22 protein-coding genes are annotated in these 17,488 nt (G+C 33.3%); 7 read left to right on the forward strand and 15 right to left on the reverse strand.

Going from position 1 to position 17,488, the window contains the following annotated elements; translation table 11 throughout:
* Positions 1–42 precede the first annotated feature (42 nt).
* A complete protein-coding gene (locus ACW9W3_RS04665; protein ID WP_457764996.1) occupies positions 43–378 on the reverse strand; it encodes a hypothetical protein in 336 nt (111 codons plus the stop codon).
* Positions 379–489: 111 nt separating this feature from the next.
* On the opposite strand from ACW9W3_RS04665, the gene ACW9W3_RS04670 reads away from it, so the two are divergent.
* Complete coding sequence (locus tag ACW9W3_RS04670) at positions 490–1,557, forward strand: homospermidine biosynthesis protein (RefSeq protein ID WP_457764997.1); 1,068 nt, start codon at positions 490–492, stop codon at positions 1,555–1,557.
* Positions 1,558–1,566: 9 nt separating this feature from the next.
* On the opposite strand, the gene ACW9W3_RS04675 is transcribed toward ACW9W3_RS04670, so the two are convergent.
* Positions 1,567–1,779 carry a hypothetical protein gene (locus ACW9W3_RS04675; RefSeq protein WP_457764998.1) on the reverse strand — a complete coding sequence of 71 codons (213 nt, stop codon included), beginning with the start codon at positions 1,777–1,779 and terminating at the stop codon, positions 1,567–1,569.
* Positions 1,780–1,903: 124 nt separating this feature from the next.
* Here ACW9W3_RS04675 and ACW9W3_RS04680 point away from each other — a divergent pair, with 124 nt between their 5' ends.
* The gene (locus ACW9W3_RS04680) at positions 1,904–2,215 is read left to right on the forward strand and encodes a 30S ribosomal protein S25 (protein ID WP_048116069.1); all 312 of its coding nucleotides are present in this window, start codon (positions 1,904–1,906) and stop codon (positions 2,213–2,215) included.
* Here the strand turns inward: ACW9W3_RS04680 and ACW9W3_RS04685 are convergent.
* Positions 2,197–2,592, reverse strand: a complete 396-nt coding sequence (locus ACW9W3_RS04685) for a cyclophilin-like fold protein (protein WP_457764999.1) — start codon at positions 2,590–2,592, stop codon at positions 2,197–2,199. The genes ACW9W3_RS04680 and ACW9W3_RS04685 overlap by 19 nt on opposite strands.
* A gap of 43 nt (positions 2,593–2,635) precedes the next feature.
* Between ACW9W3_RS04685 and ACW9W3_RS04690 the strand changes: the two genes are divergently transcribed.
* Both ACW9W3_RS04690 and ACW9W3_RS04695 read left to right on the forward strand, forming a co-directional pair.
* Positions 2,636–3,142 carry a DNA-directed RNA polymerase subunit K gene (locus ACW9W3_RS04690; protein ID WP_457765000.1) on the forward strand — a complete coding sequence of 169 codons (507 nt, stop codon included), beginning with the start codon at positions 2,636–2,638 and terminating at the stop codon, positions 3,140–3,142.
* Positions 3,143–3,193: 51 nt separating this feature from the next.
* Complete coding sequence (locus tag ACW9W3_RS04695; protein ID WP_457765001.1) at positions 3,194–3,508, forward strand: DNA-binding protein; 315 nt, start codon at positions 3,194–3,196, stop codon at positions 3,506–3,508.
* On the opposite strand, the gene ACW9W3_RS04700 is transcribed toward ACW9W3_RS04695, so the two are convergent.
* Entirely contained in the window at positions 3,505–3,921 is a 417-nt protein-coding gene (locus ACW9W3_RS04700; protein ID WP_457765002.1) for a transcriptional regulator, read from the reverse strand. The two genes, ACW9W3_RS04695 and ACW9W3_RS04700, sit on opposite strands and share 4 nt — an antisense overlap.
* A 106-nt stretch (positions 3,922–4,027) precedes the next feature.
* Between ACW9W3_RS04700 and ACW9W3_RS04705 the strand changes: the two genes are divergently transcribed.
* Positions 4,028–4,972 carry an asparagine synthase C-terminal domain-containing protein gene (locus ACW9W3_RS04705; protein ID WP_457765003.1) on the forward strand — a complete coding sequence of 315 codons (945 nt, stop codon included), beginning with the start codon at positions 4,028–4,030 and terminating at the stop codon, positions 4,970–4,972.
* On the opposite strand, the gene ACW9W3_RS04710 is transcribed toward ACW9W3_RS04705, so the two are convergent.
* From ACW9W3_RS04710 to ACW9W3_RS04730, 5 genes are all read right to left on the reverse strand, one after another.
* Positions 4,969–5,115, reverse strand: coding sequence for a YHS domain-containing protein (locus ACW9W3_RS04710; protein ID WP_457765004.1), 147 nt, complete (start codon positions 5,113–5,115; stop codon positions 4,969–4,971). The two genes, ACW9W3_RS04705 and ACW9W3_RS04710, sit on opposite strands and share 4 nt — an antisense overlap.
* 99 nt (positions 5,116–5,214) lie before the next feature.
* Entirely contained in the window at positions 5,215–5,409 is a 195-nt protein-coding gene (locus ACW9W3_RS04715; protein WP_457765005.1) for a hypothetical protein, read from the reverse strand.
* 66 nt (positions 5,410–5,475) lie between these two features.
* Positions 5,476–5,841, reverse strand: coding sequence for a DUF6659 family protein (locus ACW9W3_RS04720; RefSeq protein ID WP_457765006.1), 366 nt, complete (start codon positions 5,839–5,841; stop codon positions 5,476–5,478).
* Positions 5,842–5,908: 67 nt separating this feature from the next.
* Positions 5,909–7,009 (reverse strand): aldo/keto reductase, encoded by a 1,101-nt coding sequence (locus ACW9W3_RS04725; RefSeq protein WP_457765007.1) that lies wholly within the window; start codon positions 7,007–7,009, stop codon positions 5,909–5,911.
* 38 nt (positions 7,010–7,047) lie between these two features.
* Complete coding sequence (locus ACW9W3_RS04730; protein ID WP_457765020.1) at positions 7,048–7,932, reverse strand: UbiA family prenyltransferase; 885 nt, start codon at positions 7,930–7,932, stop codon at positions 7,048–7,050.
* 86 nt (positions 7,933–8,018) lie between these two features.
* Between ACW9W3_RS04730 and ACW9W3_RS04735 the strand changes: the two genes are divergently transcribed.
* Positions 8,019–8,225 carry a hypothetical protein gene (locus tag ACW9W3_RS04735; protein WP_457765008.1) on the forward strand — a complete coding sequence of 69 codons (207 nt, stop codon included), beginning with the start codon at positions 8,019–8,021 and terminating at the stop codon, positions 8,223–8,225.
* Position 8,226: 1 nt separating this feature from the next.
* On the opposite strand, the gene ACW9W3_RS04740 is transcribed toward ACW9W3_RS04735, so the two are convergent.
* A complete protein-coding gene (locus ACW9W3_RS04740; protein WP_457765009.1) occupies positions 8,227–10,932 on the reverse strand; it encodes a hypothetical protein in 2,706 nt (901 codons plus the stop codon).
* A 63-nt stretch (positions 10,933–10,995) separates the two neighbouring features.
* On the reverse strand, positions 10,996–11,640 hold the full coding sequence (locus ACW9W3_RS04745) for an archaellin/type IV pilin N-terminal domain-containing protein (RefSeq protein WP_457765010.1): 645 nt from the start codon (positions 11,638–11,640) through the stop codon (positions 10,996–10,998).
* A gap of 123 nt (positions 11,641–11,763) precedes the next feature.
* Between ACW9W3_RS04745 and ACW9W3_RS04750 the strand changes: the two genes are divergently transcribed.
* Complete coding sequence (locus tag ACW9W3_RS04750) at positions 11,764–13,140, forward strand: DUF7467 domain-containing protein (RefSeq protein ID WP_457765011.1); 1,377 nt, start codon at positions 11,764–11,766, stop codon at positions 13,138–13,140.
* A gap of 68 nt (positions 13,141–13,208) precedes the next feature.
* Here the strand turns inward: ACW9W3_RS04750 and ACW9W3_RS04755 are convergent, their stop codons facing one another.
* The 4 genes from ACW9W3_RS04755 to ACW9W3_RS04770 form a co-directional block, all read right to left on the reverse strand.
* On the reverse strand, positions 13,209–14,915 hold the full coding sequence (locus tag ACW9W3_RS04755) for a hypothetical protein (RefSeq protein WP_457765012.1): 1,707 nt from the start codon (positions 14,913–14,915) through the stop codon (positions 13,209–13,211).
* 77 nt (positions 14,916–14,992) lie between these two features.
* Entirely contained in the window at positions 14,993–15,694 is a 702-nt protein-coding gene (locus tag ACW9W3_RS04760) for a hypothetical protein (RefSeq protein ID WP_457765013.1), read from the reverse strand.
* 4 nt (positions 15,695–15,698) lie between these two features.
* The gene (locus ACW9W3_RS04765; RefSeq protein WP_457765021.1) at positions 15,699–16,172 is read right to left on the reverse strand and encodes a hypothetical protein; all 474 of its coding nucleotides are present in this window, start codon (positions 16,170–16,172) and stop codon (positions 15,699–15,701) included.
* A 53-nt stretch (positions 16,173–16,225) separates the two neighbouring features.
* Complete coding sequence (locus tag ACW9W3_RS04770; protein ID WP_457765014.1) at positions 16,226–17,380, reverse strand: TackOD1 domain-containing metal-binding protein; 1,155 nt, start codon at positions 17,378–17,380, stop codon at positions 16,226–16,228.
* Between the last annotated feature and the right edge of the window lie 108 nt (positions 17,381–17,488).

Below are 17,488 nucleotides of genomic sequence, written 5' to 3' on the forward strand. Positions count from 1 at the left end.
AAGCAGAAATCATCAGTAAGAATACTATGTAGAAATTTGGAATTAATCAAATTTGTCACGCAGGCAAATTATTGAGCGCAAAATCAAAGCAGATATTCCCAAATTAGAAATTAAAAATTCTCTAGTTCTTTTCAAAGGGTTATCACCACGAAATCCCTCATCATAAATCATTTCCACAGAGCCTTTGTCAGTCTCTACAAAAGAGGTAATCAGAGAGAAAATTCCCAATTCATCATCAATCCGTTCATTGTAAAGACGCAATTCCACTTTAGAAATTACAAACTCATCTTGAATGAAATTTCCTGATGACATCAAAATTTCAACATCGTCAGGAGATTTGTCAACTCTTCGAGGATCATGTAAATCGATTATTTTCATTTAGTATTATTTTAGATCATTCCTAATTAAGTAATATTTCAACGAAAAGGTAACTCATACAACATAGTCCTTTCCGCAAGTATTATTTAGAATGAAAAATTATTTTCCAAAGTGGACCCACATGAATTTCATGGTAAAGATATCCCTCACATTAAACTAGATCCAAATATGACTATAGAGGATTTAGTTGATGTCTTTGCAAGTACAGGATATAATGGTAGACAGCTTGGAGATGCAGCTAAACTTTATGCAAAGATGATCGAGGAAGATGCCACAATTTGTCTTACAGTTTCAGGGGCAATGACACCTGTCGGGTTTGGTGGAATAATTAAGACACTTATTGAAAGAGGATTTGTAGACTGGATAATTACAACGGGTGCAAATGTATACCATGAAGATCATTTTGCATGGGGGTTACCAGTAAAACAAGGAAGTTTTGATGTAGATGATATGAAATTGTATGAAAATGAAATTGTAAGAATCAGAGATGTGTACATTAAATTTCATGAAACATTAGAAGCAGAAGATGAATTAATTCAAAAAATGTTTGGCGACGACTTTCCAGATAAACCATTTACAACTGCTGAATTTTGTAATTTAATGGGAAAGATAAGCAAGGAGAAATCAAAACATCCTGAAAAAAGTTTTGTTACATCGGCATATGATTATGATGTGCCAGTGTACATATCTACGATAAAGGATTCATCATTAGCCTTGAATTTAGCAGTTCATAGGCTTAAAGACAAAATTTACAATTTAGATTTTGTAAGAGAGATTATAGAGCAGGCAGCTATTCTTTATGACTCAAAGAAATCAGGTATTTTAGAATTGGGAGGCGGAGTTCCAAAAAATACTGCTCAGCAAACAGGTCCATTATTAGACCAAATTCTAAAAAGAGATGATGGTGGACAAGATTACATTATTCAAATTACTGATGCACGCCCTGACACTGGAGGATTGTCAGGGGCAACACTTCAAGAAGGAAAAAGTTGGGGCAAAGTTCAAGATGCACATAATGGAATGGTTACAGTATATGCTGATGCAACAATTGCATTTCCAATTATCGCATTGTATGTATTGAGTAACCAGAAAAAAAGAGAACCAAAAAGACTCTATAAAAAATTAGATAAACTATATGAGAAACTCAGAGAAGATTATTCTAAAAATCCTTCAAACTAACATAGGAATCTAAAATTTATCAAATCTTGCACGTTCAAGATCACGATCATCTTTAGATTCTTTTTTCCATTCTTTATAGTGCTCTTTGCAAAGCACTGTTTTTTTACCTGATGAAGTTACCCTAAGACCGGCATTTTCCACCTTTGCAGTGTTTAAAGAACGAGCACCATCTTGATCACATCCATCAACATTACATTTTGCACCTTTAGATACAATACCCATAATTAATGATAGGAAAGATGTTATTTATACTTGAAAAGATTTTAGAATTTTTCAAATAATTAATAAAAATTTCACACATCAAAGTTCTTCATCGTTTATAAGAGGAATATTTTTTTCTAGATTTATGGGTGGAGCAAAAAAGCCAACAGCTGCAAACAAGGATAAATCAGCTGGAAGTAAGGATACAAAAAAGAGTAAAAAAGACAAAGGCGAGAGTGGCCCAAAGAAAGCAGAGATCACAGTTCAGGTCAATGAGCAACAAGCCATGAAAATTATTCAAAATTCCAAAGTAGTCACAGTCCAAGATCTTGCAAGACAAACAGGTGTTAAAATATCTGCAGCAAATGCATTTCTAAAAAATTCTGCAATTAAAGGAACAGTGAAAAGAGTCGGCGGATATTCAGGACATCATTTGTATCAAGCAGTATCTTCATAGATACTAAGTATATCTCCAGATTTAACATTCTTTAGTATATCAACATCATCGCCTAACTTTCCAATTGGCGTCATAGTTTTTCCTGAAACTACATCATTTAGAAAAAAGCAAATACTTCCAGAAGATGGTAAAAATGCCACATCACCTTTTTTGAATTCAGATCTTGACCTCTCCGTTCCAGAGTCAACACTAGTTTCAAAATACAAAATACTTTTTCCCAGAAGATGTGCATTTCCTTCCAAAGGCAAAGATCTCATTATTGTTCCAACAGTTCGTGGAGACAAATGACGTTTTAGATCACATGAAATTTTTGCTTTTCCCCGAATTTCTAAAATTAGTTGTTTTCTGGAAACAGAAGATGTGTTCAATTCGTTCATTAAAATGATTAGATTATATAACGTTTTAAGAAAATTTTATTACTTGTCTGATGTTAAAGAAGCCCCATTGTTAGATGTACCTCAAACTGAGGAAGTTTCAGAAACATCAGAAGAAATTATTCCAGAAGAAAATGCTGGACTAAACAAAGCACTAGATACTTATCGAAAATTAATAGAAAAGAAAGGAGGTCTTGAACCACTAAGTGAAAAAGATCAAGAAAGTCTTGAAAAAAGAATCAAAGAGATTGAAAGTAGAGAGGTTGTTGAAAAAGTTGAAGAGCACGAGCCAGAAGAAATTCCTTGTGAGAAAGGAAAAATAACAATTGGTCCTCCAACACTTACAAGATTTGAAAAGGCAAGAATTATGGGAGCAAGAGCTCTGCAATTATCATTAGGAGCTCCACCATTTATTCCGATTCCAAAAACTGCAAGAATTTCATTAGATATTGCAATGGAGGAACTAGAACAAAGAGTGATCCCAATTACAATTAGAAGGGTCCTACCAAACGGAGATTTTCAAAATATACCAATTGATTACTTTGAAAAATGAATCAATGGTCGATAAAACTTAAAAGAACAAAAAATTGCTGATTGTTGAATAATGCTCATGGAAGAGATATCTGAACCGTATGGTCAAGAGCAGACCGAAAAGTCTGAAGGCACCATCATAAACATTGGAAACGATCCTGTAATGCAATCAGCTATTGATGTTTTGTCAACTTTAGGAAGTAAACATGAAGTTATTTTAAAAGCAAAGGGAAATTCAATTCCAAATGCAGTTGCAGTTGCAAATATCATTACTGAAAAAATGCTAAAAGGTAATTCCAAAATTCAAAAAATTATCCTAGACACAGCAGAAGCTCCAGGAATTGGAAGTATGACATCTACAATTGAAATTATTTTAAATAAAGTTTAGTAAACGCTTCCAGGACCTTTGAGAAGCATATTTTCACATTCTTTGCACACCTGCTCATCAATGTTTGATTCAAGATTATGATGTATCTCACAAATTAATAGACTAGATTTAATATAATTACAAAGACCTATGAATTTTGAAAGACTGGATGGAGTATATGCCATATCTGATGAAAGACTATCGCTTAGTTCATTAATCATTATTGCAACTTGTTTTTCTGCCAAAAGTTTTGCAATTAAAGAGGGATCACCTCTTGTTCCACGAATGTAATTACTAATAGCTGCTTGAGTAACGCCAAGCATTTTGGAAATTTCATCTTCTCTAATATTATGATCTTCTGCTAGTTTTTTGGCAAGTATTGCACGTAATGCAGGAATTAGAGTTTTAGATTCAATTTCAGCAGGAAGAAGCATTAATTGCCAAAAACCCTATAACATATTTTAAGTTTGCAATAAAATACATGTTTAATCAGAAAATCTGAATAGGCATAGATATTTTAATTTCAGAGAAAACTGAGTAATGTTGGATAATGCTTCCAAGGAACTCTACAAAATTTTAGAAGAGTCATGTAATTCTTGTAAATCAAATTTAATAGCATTATCAGGAGGATTGGATAGCTCCATCATAGCATATTTCTTAAAAAACAGAAAACCAAAAGCAATAGCAATTATTGCAGAAGACTTTGTTTCAACAGACCTTACATATTGTCAAAGAATAGCAAAGGAATTTGATTTGCACCTTACGATTTTTCAGGTAAAAACTTCCATGATTCTTGAAGCAGTTGAAGAGACAATAAAGATTTTAAAAAATTTCAACGATATCGAGATTCGAAATAATGTTGTAATGTATCTTGCCATAAAATGGGCAAAAGACAACGGAGAGAAATCCATCATTACTGGTGATGGTGCAGACGAATTATTTGCAGGGTATAATTTTCTCATAAATAAACCTGAAAATGAATTAGAAGCAGAGATCACCAGAGTTTGTTCAGTAATGCATTTTCCCACTCAAAAAATAGGCAAAGAAATTGGAATAAACATAGAATCACCATTTTTAAAAGATACAGTAATGGAACTTGCCAAAAAGATTCCAGTAGATATGAAAGTTAGGAATGAAAATAATCAAAGACATGGGAAATGGATACTTCGTAAGACATTTGAGAGATTTCTTCCTCAACAGATCACATGGAGAGAGAAATCACCAATGCAAGATGGTTCAGGAACTTCCGGACTAACTAATTTGTTTGAATCTATTATTAATGAAGAAAAATATGTGGAAAAAAAATTAATCACTGAAAAAGAAGATGGCGTAGTCATCAGAACCAGAGAGTCAATGCATTATTATGAGATTTACAAGAAACTGTTCGGAGTTCCTAAAAAAAGCTCAGAGGATGCATGTCCGTATTGTAAACACGAAGTTAAAAACTCTAAATTCTGTAGAATGTGTGGTGCTTTTCCAATCTAAATTTTATTTTTGTATTTACGAGGTTTTTTGATAAAAATACGTCTACAACCATTGCAACAAAAATGGAATTTTTTTCCATCATATTCATGAAGTAATGCAAGTTCCTCATCAAGTTCAATTCCGCATACAGGATCTACTGGCACAAAATTTGTCTTTTTAATTTCTATTTATAGATACAGTTAGAAATCCATCTTTACAAGGAATGAAAGTAGAAATATTTCAGAGTTCAGGAAGGATAGCGATTATACTGTTAATTCTTTGAGTTGTGGACGAATTTTAGAGGTAACATCAGAAGTAATTCTCAAGATATGTTCTACATCGTATGGAGACAATTCTTTGTTCCCACTATCAAAAGATCTTCTAACAATTGAATTAATCTCAGAGGTTAATTCTGTAATTGCCAAATAGTTTGTATTTAATTTACTATTTACTGCCATGTTAGTATCTAGAGATTTTGATTGCTAATTAATAAGATCATAAATTCCCAAAAATGGAAATGGATTCTATGAATGAACTATGTCAAGTATTTTCTTAGGCAATACACCATAATCAGAATCAGGTTCGGATACTACGTAAAGAATATCATCATTTATCAATACGCTAATAGCTAAAGCACGTTCTCGTGAAGCCATAGCAAAATTTACGAGACCTAGTTGCTTATCAAACTCTTTTCTCATTTTGACACGTAAAGCCAATTCCATGAAAATCATTTCGTCGTCTTTTTCACTTTCTAATGGTTCAACATTCTCCCGCATCCCACCAGCAACCAATCTGCCCCTTTCATTAATAACACCTGCAAATCGAATTTTAGGGTCAATTAATAAAACAGATTCACATATTTTGGTATAATCATAAATTTTAGCAGACATGTATTTAGTTCACAATATTGGCTCATTTATTATTTTTCTATACAAATTTTTGAAAATTAAACAATAATCATGAAGTGAGTTTTTTTACCAAGGCTAGAAATTCATCTTCAGATATAGGAGGAATTTTCATAATTTCAAGATTTTCAGAAACATGTTGAGATGATTTCTGTCCAACCAATGGGGCTAAAACTCCTGGAGATGAGCGAATAAATTGTAAAGCACGCAATGAAGGTTTTAGCTCGTTGAATTCAGGCATTACATCTGGAGCAAGTAATCGTCCTTGCATAAATGGAACACTAGTGAACACACCAATTCCCAATGACGAGGATGCCTCCAAAATTGAAACTTGTTTGTCATTAATCATTTGAGTTTTTCCAAGAAGTGCTTGATCATAATGCATATTGAAAGGTAATTGAATAAATTGGAACCCATGATTTTCTCCGCCAACTTTTTTAGCTATATCTACAGTATCCTCAAGAGAAAGGTATTGTGGATTATCTTTTGGAACACTAAAACATTCCCAGGTTGCCATCCCATAGAATTTAATTTTTCCCTCATCACGTTTTTGCTCATATAATTCAAAGACAGATTTTAAATTTTCTAAAAATTGTTCTTTAGAGACATCTTTTATTTGTCCCTCTACGGCATTGTGAAGATACATCAAATCAACACAATCCATGTTTAGATTTTTTAAACTACGGTCTAGTTGATCAGAAAGATAAGGAAGTGTCATACAGTGATATCCAGATGTAACATCACCTTCTTTGATTACTCCTTTTTGAGAATATTCTTCTTTGACATATTCCCAAAAACCTAATTGAACATCTGCATCATTTGTGACATATCCATTTTTAGTACTTACAAACAACTGATCCCTAGATATTTTTTCATCTTGAATTAATTCAGATACTGCTTTTCCGACAGAACGTTCTGCTTTTTGAGCACGATAGTTTATTGCAGTGTCTATAACATTAACTCCAGATAAGATGGATTGTTTTACTGCATTTGTAACTAATTCATCAGTTTTTGAATCTGGATCACCAAGATAGGTTCCAATTCCAACATTTGAAAGAGTAAGATTTGCAAAATCTTTGAAATTTGCTTGATTTACGCCTGAGTTTTGAGCAAATTTTTCGGTTCCCTCTTTAGTTGCAAATCCTGAAATCATGTAAATCATAAAGAACTGCTAAATTTATGTCTAAAGCGTCAAAAATCAATTAAGAAACTAGCCACAAACAATGCACCAGTAATTCTACTAAACATCAAAGTAGAGGACATGAAAGGCACTAATCCATCAACAGCATCATAGTTTTTTTGTAATCCAAATCCAGATTTTATCATTAATGGTATGCTAAGCAGACTGATCAAGGATAGTGATGGGAATAGATTTACAGATACTCCAGCGATTATTACACCATACGATATTATTGGAAAAGTCCAAAATAAACATGATGCTTTTTTCTTTCCAACTGCAATAACCAAAGTCTTTCTACCTTTTGACTTGTCTGCATCATGATCTGGAAATGATGCGATGAATAATACTAAAGCAGATAAAGAGCCAACTACAATTCCACCAAGTATTGATTCTATGTTAATTTGTCCTGATTGAATAAAAAATGTACCAATTACAATCATTGAGCCCTTTACTGCTACAAAGAATTCACCTAATCCAGAATCAACAATTTTTGTAGAATAAAAATAGATAGACAATATTGCAAATCCCAAAATTATTGCAATTAGTATTCCATCTGTAAAAACAAAATATCCACCAATCAGTGAACCGATAATTAAAAATGCAATTCCTGCACGATATACAGAAGATGGTTTAAGTAATCCTTCAGGCAACACACCAGTACCACCACTCATTTTAGTTCGTTTAGTTTTAGTATCAATTCCTCGTTTAAAATCCCAAAAATCATTTAGTAAGTCAACACTTGCATGAAGTGCCATTACTCCTGCAAACGTCAATAGCATATCAAGTAAATCTATTGAAGAATTTTGCGACCAATTCAGTGCCAAACCTACAGAAACTGCAATGACCGATGCAAGAAGGAATCTAACCCTAATCACTCGAAACCAAACAGAGAGCATAAGAATAGTCATGATTTTTCAATATAATATTCATGAGTTTTGAGTCTCATCATTATTTATATCAAATAAAATCATTAGATGAATCTATGATAATTGGCAGAATTTTGGAAAATGAAAAAAGAGTAAAATTCAATGTAGAGATTCATTGTAACGTTTGCGGAATATTAGTTCCAGGAGGATTACAAACGGGTGAATCATACTTTCAAACAGATGATTTTAAAAATGAATTAAAAGAGTTTAAGCGAAATTATCTTTGTGGAATTTGCAGAGATAAAAAAAGAGTAAAAAAATAAATTATATTTCTTCTTCCTCTTCCCAATCTTCTTCCAAGTCGCCTTTTGATTTCTTTAAGAACATAAAGACCACAACAACAATCATTAAAATTCCTCCAATTACAAGATAAACAATCCATTCAGGCAACTCTAGATCAATTGCGCTGAAGGTCTTCTCTGGTGAATCAACATTTACAGTGAAAGAATCCTTGCCTTCTGCATATCCTTCAGCAGTTGCAATAATATCAAATGAAATATTTGGTCCTTCAAAGGCAGTTAAACTTACAATTGCGCTTCCATCAGAACTTGTTCTTACCACTTCAGGAGTAATTACTGCATCACCTTTTGTGATTATTTTTAATGAAGCTCCAGATACAGATTCTTCATTTTCATCATCCACAAATAATCTAAATTCAATTGGATTATCAGCAGTAATTTCATTATCTAGTCCACCAGTAAATACTTGTAATTGCATTTGAGACGAAGCAGAGTTGATAGGAAATGAAGTTCCATTAACACCCTTGGCACTTGCAGAAATTATTGCATTTCCAACATTACCTGTAGTTTTAATTGGAAATGTTGCATATGAAGAACCTTTAGGAATTACAGCATCTTCAATAATCTTAACTATCGTATCTTTTGAAGATACAATCTTAGATTTGACATCAAATTTTGGGATTACTGGGTTTCCTTGAAAATCAACGAGTTGAACAGTCCCCATATTTTGTTGGTGATTTGCATTAATTTTTTCCAGAGGAAGTGAAACTTTCATTTGAGATGTAGGATAAGTAACGAAAGTTTTACTTCCTTCCAAGTTTAAATTAGCATGTTCACCAATTGGTTCAACAGTTAGAATAATTTTTGTTTCAGAATCAGAAATATTAAAAGAATCACTCCTAAGTTGAGAAAAGGTAAATGTTGAGCCTTTATCGATTTCAATCAATCCATTTGTAGGGGTTATCAGATATTTGCCAGTCTCCTTTAGAATTTTCGGTCTTTCTTTTTCATCTAGTGCAATCAAAAACATGTCAAAAAATCCATCACGATCAAAAATGATGCTATCTTTGCCTGTTGGAGAAAATAATCGTACCTCTTTTTGCTCCAATGTGTTAATCACTTGAGAAGTAAATGAACCAGTTCCCATACCATTAATAGATGCAGATATTTTAACAGGACCAATTTTTTGTCCTGTAGATATTTTTGCAGTTCCATATGAATAAGAACTAAGAATTTTTCCCCCATTCTCAATTGTAGCTAATTTATCATCACTAGAAATGACATTGATTTTTTGGACAAACCCATCAGTATACAGATTTTCATTTGATTGTACAGGATAAAGTTCTCCATCGTCTAAACAATCAATGGTGTACAATATCATATCTTCAGGATCTAACTCAGTATTACGAGTTATATCATCAGAATTGATCGATCCAGAATTTCCTTCATCAGATTCTTCTGCACAATCAGGATGAATTTCAACTTTAGTTCCATCAGGTCTTATTCCATCATCATCCTCATCATCCTCAATCAAGGATAACTGATATGTAAAAAATGCCGTTGCATTACTAGGGATTTTATCCAATCCAAAAACATTTACTGTCGTATCATAATCCTTTTCATCAAAATGATAATTTGTTAAACGTTGGTTTTGATCCATTTCAATTGATTCACCGACTGTACGGAAAGTGTCAGTTGCAGTTCCAAGTCCTGAAGAGCTTACTCCGATTAGAATATCATTTGTAAGTAAATTTTGTAGACTGTATTTTTGTTGTAGCAGATAACCAAACTGATCTTTTTTGATTGTTGGTTTTTCAGATTTTCCAAATTTGTCCAGATTGTCACCAATTGGGTATTGCTCACTTGAGAAAAAATCAAGTGGGATGTCATTCGGAGTTTTTGTCGGATTTCCATCAGAATCAACCACACTAACAAAAATATCCAACGTTCTATCAATTTCTGCAGGAATTAATTTTGGAAATATTGTTAATTTCAATCCAGCAGGAAGGGTAGATGAAATTTGAAGACTTTTTGCAACATCAAGACCAGAATCTTCATGAATTGCACGTAGGAACGTATTTCCAACTTTATCATGAGCACGTAAAGTTCCCCATGCATAATAGTCTCCTTTCTTGATGGTCAATATTTCAGAATCACTTGATGCTAAAAGTTCATCAAATTCCAGAAGAATGTCAACATCATTAGGAGCACGGATGTTTACACCATCCAAAGTTTTTAAAAAAACTGTAAATGGCATTTCAGAATTAACATGCATTTTATTTGTTGGGAGGTTTAGTTCTAGAATCAAGTCATCAGGAAGATATGTTTGATCAGTCCCTACCTCAATTTTTTGAAATGTAATCTTTCCATTGAGATTAGCGGTAATTGTTGTAGAGCCAGACTTTTCAGTCGTCGTTACTGGAAATGATACAAATTCATCATTTGCTTTTAGAATTATTTTGTTTGGAACAGATACAATAGAAGGATTATCAGAACTTAGACTAACGGGTACATCATATGATGATGTGATAGGAACGCCATGTTTGCTTAAAACAAAAAGATATCCAACTTGATGCTCTGCTATACCACTCTCCAAATGTGAAGGGGATATTGCCAGTTTTATCGAATAATCAGATAGTGCTTCTAAATTTTGTGCTGATGCTGAATGTAGATTTCCTCCAAATACTAGAGATAAAGTGAGTAAGAAAAGAAGGGGGTTTTTTGCTTTCATTTTTTTCTCCATTTTTCATTTTTTACTCCGTTTTTTTTTCGTAAAAAGGAAAAAAGGGTGGAGTTATCCACTTTGCTGACCTGCAATAACAGTTCCAACGAAGACTGCACCGTTTGTTGTAGTTAGTTTGAATTGTGCATCTCTACCTGTTTTGATGTTTTCATCAAGCTCAAGTATGATTGTGGCCTGTTGACCTGGTTGAATGGTTCCAGAAGTTGAATCTAGAATTACATCATCACCTTTTGTCAGGATTACATATCCTGCACCTGCAGGAGTTCCAATAATTCCATCGTCAAGTGCTGGAGTCCAAACATCTAATGTAGGACCTGAATTTGCCACAAAGTCATAGACTGTGCCCCCTAATCGAAGTTCGCCTAGTGTTGCTTTACTTACACCATTGTTTTGAATATATATCGCAATACGTTCTCCTTCGGCTAATCCATCACCTGTAGCTCCTGATAGTACTGAGGAAACAGTTCCATCATGAATTTGTAAGGCGGTGCCATCAGTTGCGTCATATCCAATGATCCTCAATGATTCAATGTTTGGAGAACCACTAACTTGAGCAGAACTAAAGAATCCTTGTGAAAACACAAAGACAATACTTCCACCAACTACTGCAATTGCTACCAAAAGAAGTGTTGCTATAACTGGAGCAACTGCTCTTCTTGAAGTTAACTTGTTTTGTTTTGACTGTAGTTTTGTCATTCTAAATGTATTAAAATCAAAAGAGATGTTAAAGCAATTTGTGTTCAAACAACACATCAGCTTCAAATGTTGTTCAAACATTACAACATTGCTCATTAGTAGTCACGTAAACATGTCTATGCAATGACAAAATTAAAGACGACTTTGACAATCTCAGCAATTACATCGATTTTGATTATCGGTGGATTTGTAACAGCAATTCCAAATGCATTTTCAACATATGGTGGTCATCATGATGACGATGATTGCGGTCACGGGTATTATGGATATAATCATGATGACGATGATTGTGGTGAAGATGTTCCAAAAGATCCATGTGATTGTGAGAAGCCAGACACATTAAAGTTCAAATTTTCTACCCCAAGTTCAGAAATAGACAGTGAATTTAGAATTGAAATTTACAAAAAAATCAACGACATAGGCAATAATGATAAAAAATTAACAAGTATTGTAGATGTCACCAATATGGGAGATTATCAGATTGAATCATCCAGTTTTGGTAAAGAAAAATTAAATTCAAACACAGTCTTTGCTATTTACAAAATAGTAGAAAACGATGATGAACTTGTGTCATCAATTGAAATACACACATCTTGTTCGCAGGATCTTTACATTGGACAAACAGAAAGTGATAATGGATATTCATTCGAAATCACAGACGGTTTGAAAGATGGTGAAACATCAATTTCAGCATCAAATCCTCTTACATGCGGAGATGAGCCAGAACCAGAAAAGACAGGAACGATTGTGATTAGAAATGCACTCACACAAGACAATGGCGGTCAAGCCATGCTCGAGGACTTTTCATACAAAGTAACTGATGAATTAGGTTCAACATTTGATTTAGTTCAAGATTCACTTGATCCATTCACACATGTTGCCGAAGTTCCAAAAGGAGCATACACATTAAGTCAAACAATTGCATCAACAGTCACAGAATCATATACAGAAGTTCTCATTACAGGAGACAGTAAATGCCCAACAACAACCAATGAATCATTCATGATTAAAAAAGACAAAACTATCTCATGTACAATCTATAATGATGATAATGGTGATGGTTCAGGTGGACCTGGAGGCATAGTTTTCCAAAACAATTCAATGGAGATTGAAATTAACGAGGACGGAATTGGTCTTGCAACAAAAGATAGTTGTGATCATTATGTAGATGGAATCAAAACAGAACCATGTATAGAGATAATGGGAACCGAAGGAAACATAGGAATTGTTGATTCTGAATTAAGTTCAACTACTACAATTGTCTTATTCAGTGTAGTGGAAGAAACTCTTGATCCACTCATAGGTGCTGAGAATGCTGAATGTACGCTAGAGAGAATAATACCTCACAACAGTGAATCAGAATTCCTATATGATGATGATGATATGCCACCAGATGAACCAACAGAGAATCTAATGGTATTTCTCGGATGTGCAGAGCTTAACGCTGGCAAAGTCTACAAAATCAATTATGTTATGATTGATCCAACTATGGGTCAATAACACCATTTTTTCTTTTTTCATATTAGAATAAGAATAAAGTAATTTTGAAAATCACTTGAAAAAAATATTCATGGGATTACTTGTAATATTATTTCAGCTAATGGACCGATAGCTACATCCCCGCTGCTGATTCCATCGGCTAGAACATACATGACATACAGTTGTGTAGAAGTTACAGTGGGAGCAGTTACTTGAAATTCTATGGTTTGAGTATCTGCAGTACTAGCAATATCAGAATTTAGAACTCCAACAATTTGCGAAGAGCCATCTGCAAATGTTTCAATAGGATCCATTGTGAATCCAGGGGCATTAATTATGGAAGGAGACGACCAACCTTTTGGAATATTGATTATCAATCTAGAATCTATTGCCTGAATTACATGGTTAAGATTATCATCAAAGTCAGTTAGAGTGGCATTTAGTTTTATGACACTTCCACTAGTAATGCCATCTATACTTGAAAGAATGTTTGCATTACTAGAAGATCCAGGAACATCTGTTAGATACACGTTTGGCAATGTTGTAGACCCTTCATTATATGATGTGCCATATCCAGACTTTCCAAATTGCCCCAATGTAGTATAGACACTCACGTCAACAGGAACGGTTTCAAGGAAATCACCACTGCTTCCAATGAATCCAGGTTCAACTAAAGCTAAAAATGGAACATTGGATAAACCAGGAACAGAAACAGGATTACTAAGACTTTTCCACATCAATTGATTAGGCATAGGACAACTCCACGTCCCACCCAAGCTTAAATCAACGTGTTCAGCCTCACATGCATTACCATTATTATCAGTAAAAATTTCATCCCCACCAGTATATCTTGTAGATGTTGCAGTAATCACAATTTTGCTGACTTCAAGATCTTTTTCAATAGGATTAACCACATTTATTCCCCATACACCTTGTTGCCCAGATTCACCAAATGGTGCAGGCATTACAATAAACAGTTCAGGCTTTGCTAAAAGATCTTGTGTTAGAACAATTAATTCCTCAGAACCAGAAGTTGAATTTGCACTATCTCGCAAAATAGTTTTGTCGGATGCAATATTGCTCTGAATGAAATTATTATTTACATCTAATCCTGTTGCAAAATTTGAAAAATCAATACTAGTGTCTGCTGTTCCATCAATATTATAATCCCACAAAAACAAAAATGATTCTCCAGGAATTAAATCAACTGAAGGAAGATTAGGGCCAGAAGTTCCAACAACAACGCCGGGGGGATTAACAGATATGTTTGAAGGAGATACATCATTTATTTTTAATTGACCTGTATTAGTAACAACCATTCCAATTGTCACATTTTGTCCCAAAATAACATCAGGAGGATCAGTCACAAGTACAGAACGTAAATTATTAACTGAAGAACCTCCAGGACCTACAACCAATTCTGCAATTTCAATAGTACCTAAAGAAGACATTACTTTGATATCATATGAGTCAGGAATCATGTAAAATGCTTGAGATGCAAGTATTGATGAAGGGATTCCACCAGTAACAAAAGAATCATCATAATTTACTGAATATCGAGTAGCGGGTTGAGTAGCTAATGTTTTGTTAATTATCCAAAAACTAGAGATTTCAACAGGATTTTGACCAAAATTAGTCACAGAAACATCTAATTTATTTGCAGAATCAGTAGATACTGCAATTCCAAATCTTTCTTGCTGTTTTTTTAGTTCAACATCGGAAATGATTCTCTGAGTAGTAACAATATCAGTTTGAGCATCCAATGCCAAACTCAAAACTGAGAAACCAGCAACCATCAACACAGTAAAGAATAATGCACCTACAACAGAAGAAAGACCACGTCTATTTTTTGTAATATTCTTTGAATGTGATTTTATTGTGCACCACCACTTTCAAGTAAAAATTCAGCAGGTTGAATTTGTCCCGAATTTAGAAGTAGTCTAATCCCTTTATTCAATGAAATGTCAGAACCAACAGAATCTAGTTTTACAAGAAGATTTACAGTTTGACCACTCTGGATTTCAATATTTTCGTTTTGAATGATTGGCCCCACTGTTACAGGTAAAATTGAAAACATTCCATCAAATGGATATTTGCCATTTGTTAATGGAACAGTAGTATCAAGGGTCATGCCAGATGTAGAAATATCCCAAGAGTAACGTTGACCATTTATAGAAAGATGTTCTAGAAAAATTGAATTAAGATTATTATTTTGAATTTGAACAACAATAAATTCAGTACCCCCATTAGCAGGAATATTATTTGGATTACTACTGCAGCTTGTACGGCACAAAAGAGAATCATATTTGTTGTCAACATCAGTCAATGTCAGTAAGCCTGTAGAATCACGTGTATCATATGCTAAAAGAAGAATATTCAATGATGATGCTTCAAGTGTTGAAGTAGTCCCTAAATTTCCTGAAAGAAATGCATCGTTCATAAAATAAGTTAACGTGCTAGCACCAGTAACAGTTACAGCCATTAGCATCATGGTACTGATAATATCAGTAATTCCTCGTCTATTTTGTAATCGAGAATTTTTTTTCTGTTTAATACTAGAATTTTTTGATGTCATTTTTTTATGTATTAAATGGACTAGCTACAGTTGTGAAGAAATTCCCCCTAGTTGTTGTCAATGATATTCTATATTCAGAATTAACATATGCAGGATCATTCCACGTTCCAGAACCTTGAACCAATAAAATTTGAGTGTCGTCTATGAGATCCAAAATAATTTGTCGATTATCTTTTATCTGAATAGTTTGATCAAGATCTACCCAATTTGTAATAATTTCCTGATTGTCGATATTTATGATAGTGATACTAGCGATTGTGGATTCAACAGAGCCAATATTTGCCAAATCAATCTCTAAATTATCAGTATTAGGCTCAAATCGGACATGTTCAAATACTAAATCTTCTCGATGGATTTGGTTTTTTGATGCTTCATGAAAAGAAAGATCATAAGTAAATGCACTAATGCTATTCATCCCATTAAACAAAATTACAGATCCGACTGAACTAACAATTCCTAAAATCACCACACTTCCCATTACCTGACTAACAGCTCGACGATTTTTTAAGAAATGATTTGAAAAGACATTTTTCACTTTTTGCCACCATTCTCAGAATACCAATCAGAAGCAAATTTTTCCACGCGTGTAATAATTTGGGAGAAATCAGATTCAACAATTAGATTAATCCCATAATGTTTTGCAAGATTTTCAACCCCATCATTAATCCCAGATACGGTCAAAAGCAATGTCTTTGTAGGATTAATGTCTAGTTTTGGAACCAATATTGAATTCATATCAGACTGATTAATTCCATCAGGTTGATTTTTTATAAAGATCAGTATCGATTCATCAGTGATGTCACTTTTTCCATAAATTGGAATTTCATGAATGTTGTTACTCTTACCTTTAATCTGAATATTGAGATTTGCATCAAAATTGAATCCCTGTAATAATTTTAGTAAATCGTCTTTTATTTGATTAGTATCAGAATTGATTGATGATTCAGAATTTTTTAACTTATAGCAATATGTTGGAACAAATTGTCCAGAATTTGTATCAAAATCATGTTCATATTTTCTACAATGTAATTTGATAACAGCATTATCAAATTTCTCAACACAGTCAATGCATTGATACCACATTGCAGGTACGCGTATTTCTTTTTCAAAAATTTTAATTGATTTTTTACATGAAGGGCAACGTGAATTTTCTGGATCTGTGAAATCAAAATTTGTGCTTTCTGTGATGTATCCACATATTTTATGCTCAAATAGATTTAGTTTTTCAACATTCATAGAATGGCATTTGGGGCAATAAAGACGAACACTAGATGAATGAGTATCAGGATGAATTGGGCAAACAATTAATTTTTCATATATTTTTTTTTCCAAAATTCCATCTGAGACCAAATCATCCAGACATGAAATATTGTCTTGTAATTCCCCTATTTTTGAGAGGGTTGGATAGAAAATTAGACCTTCATTGTAATCTACAAATGGAGTTATTGTTCTATCTTTTAATTTTTGAACTTCTTGGATTAGTTTTACTGCCTTGCTGGTAGAAGGTTTTGGTGAATCAGAATCATCAATTCGAATAATTTCTTCAGGTATTTTATCAATTTTAGGCTTAATTTTTGAAATATTTGAGTTTCCTTTGAAAATAGAAGAAATGTTATTTAGCCCAACTAATTTGTGACCGGACTTTGATTCAAGTTTTGAGTTATCATTAGATTTTTTCCTAAACAATTTTTTTTACCTCATAAAGTATGAACATATCAGCCATCTCAGTTGTTTTCTTAAGCAGATGAATAGTAAAAGGAAAATGCTGTTCATATGAACGAACATGCGTTAAAA

The sequence above is a fragment of the Candidatus Nitrosopumilus sp. bin_68KS genome (genome assembly GCF_054095825.1).

Excerpts from the sequence above, each read along its gene's own strand:
- ACW9W3_RS04745 (WP_457765010.1), bottom strand. The coding sequence starts at position 11,640 with ATGACAAAACTACAGTCAAAACAAAACAAGTTAACTTCAAGAAGAGCA.
- ACW9W3_RS04765 (WP_457765021.1), bottom strand. The coding sequence starts at position 16,172 with ATGGGAAGTGTGGTGATTTTAGGAATTGTTAGTTCAGTCGGATCTGTA.
- ACW9W3_RS04740 (WP_457765009.1), bottom strand. The coding sequence starts at position 10,932 with ATGAAAGCAAAAAACCCCCTTCTTTTCTTACTCACTTTATCTCTAGTA.
- ACW9W3_RS04695 (WP_457765001.1), top strand. The coding sequence starts at position 3,194 with ATGCTCATGGAAGAGATATCTGAACCGTATGGTCAAGAGCAGACCGAA.
- ACW9W3_RS04680 (WP_048116069.1), top strand. The coding sequence starts at position 1,904 with ATGGGTGGAGCAAAAAAGCCAACAGCTGCAAACAAGGATAAATCAGCT.
- ACW9W3_RS04750 (WP_457765011.1), top strand. The coding sequence starts at position 11,764 with ATGACAAAATTAAAGACGACTTTGACAATCTCAGCAATTACATCGATT.
- ACW9W3_RS04755 (WP_457765012.1), bottom strand. The coding sequence starts at position 14,915 with ATGGTTGCTGGTTTCTCAGTTTTGAGTTTGGCATTGGATGCTCAAACT.
- ACW9W3_RS04715 (WP_457765005.1), bottom strand. The coding sequence starts at position 5,409 with ATGGCAGTAAATAGTAAATTAAATACAAACTATTTGGCAATTACAGAA.
- ACW9W3_RS04760 (WP_457765013.1), bottom strand. The coding sequence starts at position 15,694 with ATGACATCAAAAAATTCTAGTATTAAACAGAAAAAAAATTCTCGATTA.
- ACW9W3_RS04730 (WP_457765020.1), bottom strand. The coding sequence starts at position 7,932 with ATGCTCTCTGTTTGGTTTCGAGTGATTAGGGTTAGATTCCTTCTTGCA.
- ACW9W3_RS04735 (WP_457765008.1), top strand. The coding sequence starts at position 8,019 with ATGATAATTGGCAGAATTTTGGAAAATGAAAAAAGAGTAAAATTCAAT.
- ACW9W3_RS04685 (WP_457764999.1), bottom strand. The coding sequence starts at position 2,592 with ATGAACGAATTGAACACATCTTCTGTTTCCAGAAAACAACTAATTTTA.
- ACW9W3_RS04720 (WP_457765006.1), bottom strand. The coding sequence starts at position 5,841 with ATGTCTGCTAAAATTTATGATTATACCAAAATATGTGAATCTGTTTTA.
- ACW9W3_RS04665 (WP_457764996.1), bottom strand. The coding sequence starts at position 378 with ATGAAAATAATCGATTTACATGATCCTCGAAGAGTTGACAAATCTCCT.
- ACW9W3_RS04725 (WP_457765007.1), bottom strand. The coding sequence starts at position 7,009 with ATGATTTCAGGATTTGCAACTAAAGAGGGAACCGAAAAATTTGCTCAA.
- ACW9W3_RS04705 (WP_457765003.1), top strand. The coding sequence starts at position 4,028 with ATGTTGGATAATGCTTCCAAGGAACTCTACAAAATTTTAGAAGAGTCA.
- ACW9W3_RS04675 (WP_457764998.1), bottom strand. The coding sequence starts at position 1,779 with ATGGGTATTGTATCTAAAGGTGCAAAATGTAATGTTGATGGATGTGAT.
- ACW9W3_RS04700 (WP_457765002.1), bottom strand. The coding sequence starts at position 3,921 with ATGCTTCTTCCTGCTGAAATTGAATCTAAAACTCTAATTCCTGCATTA.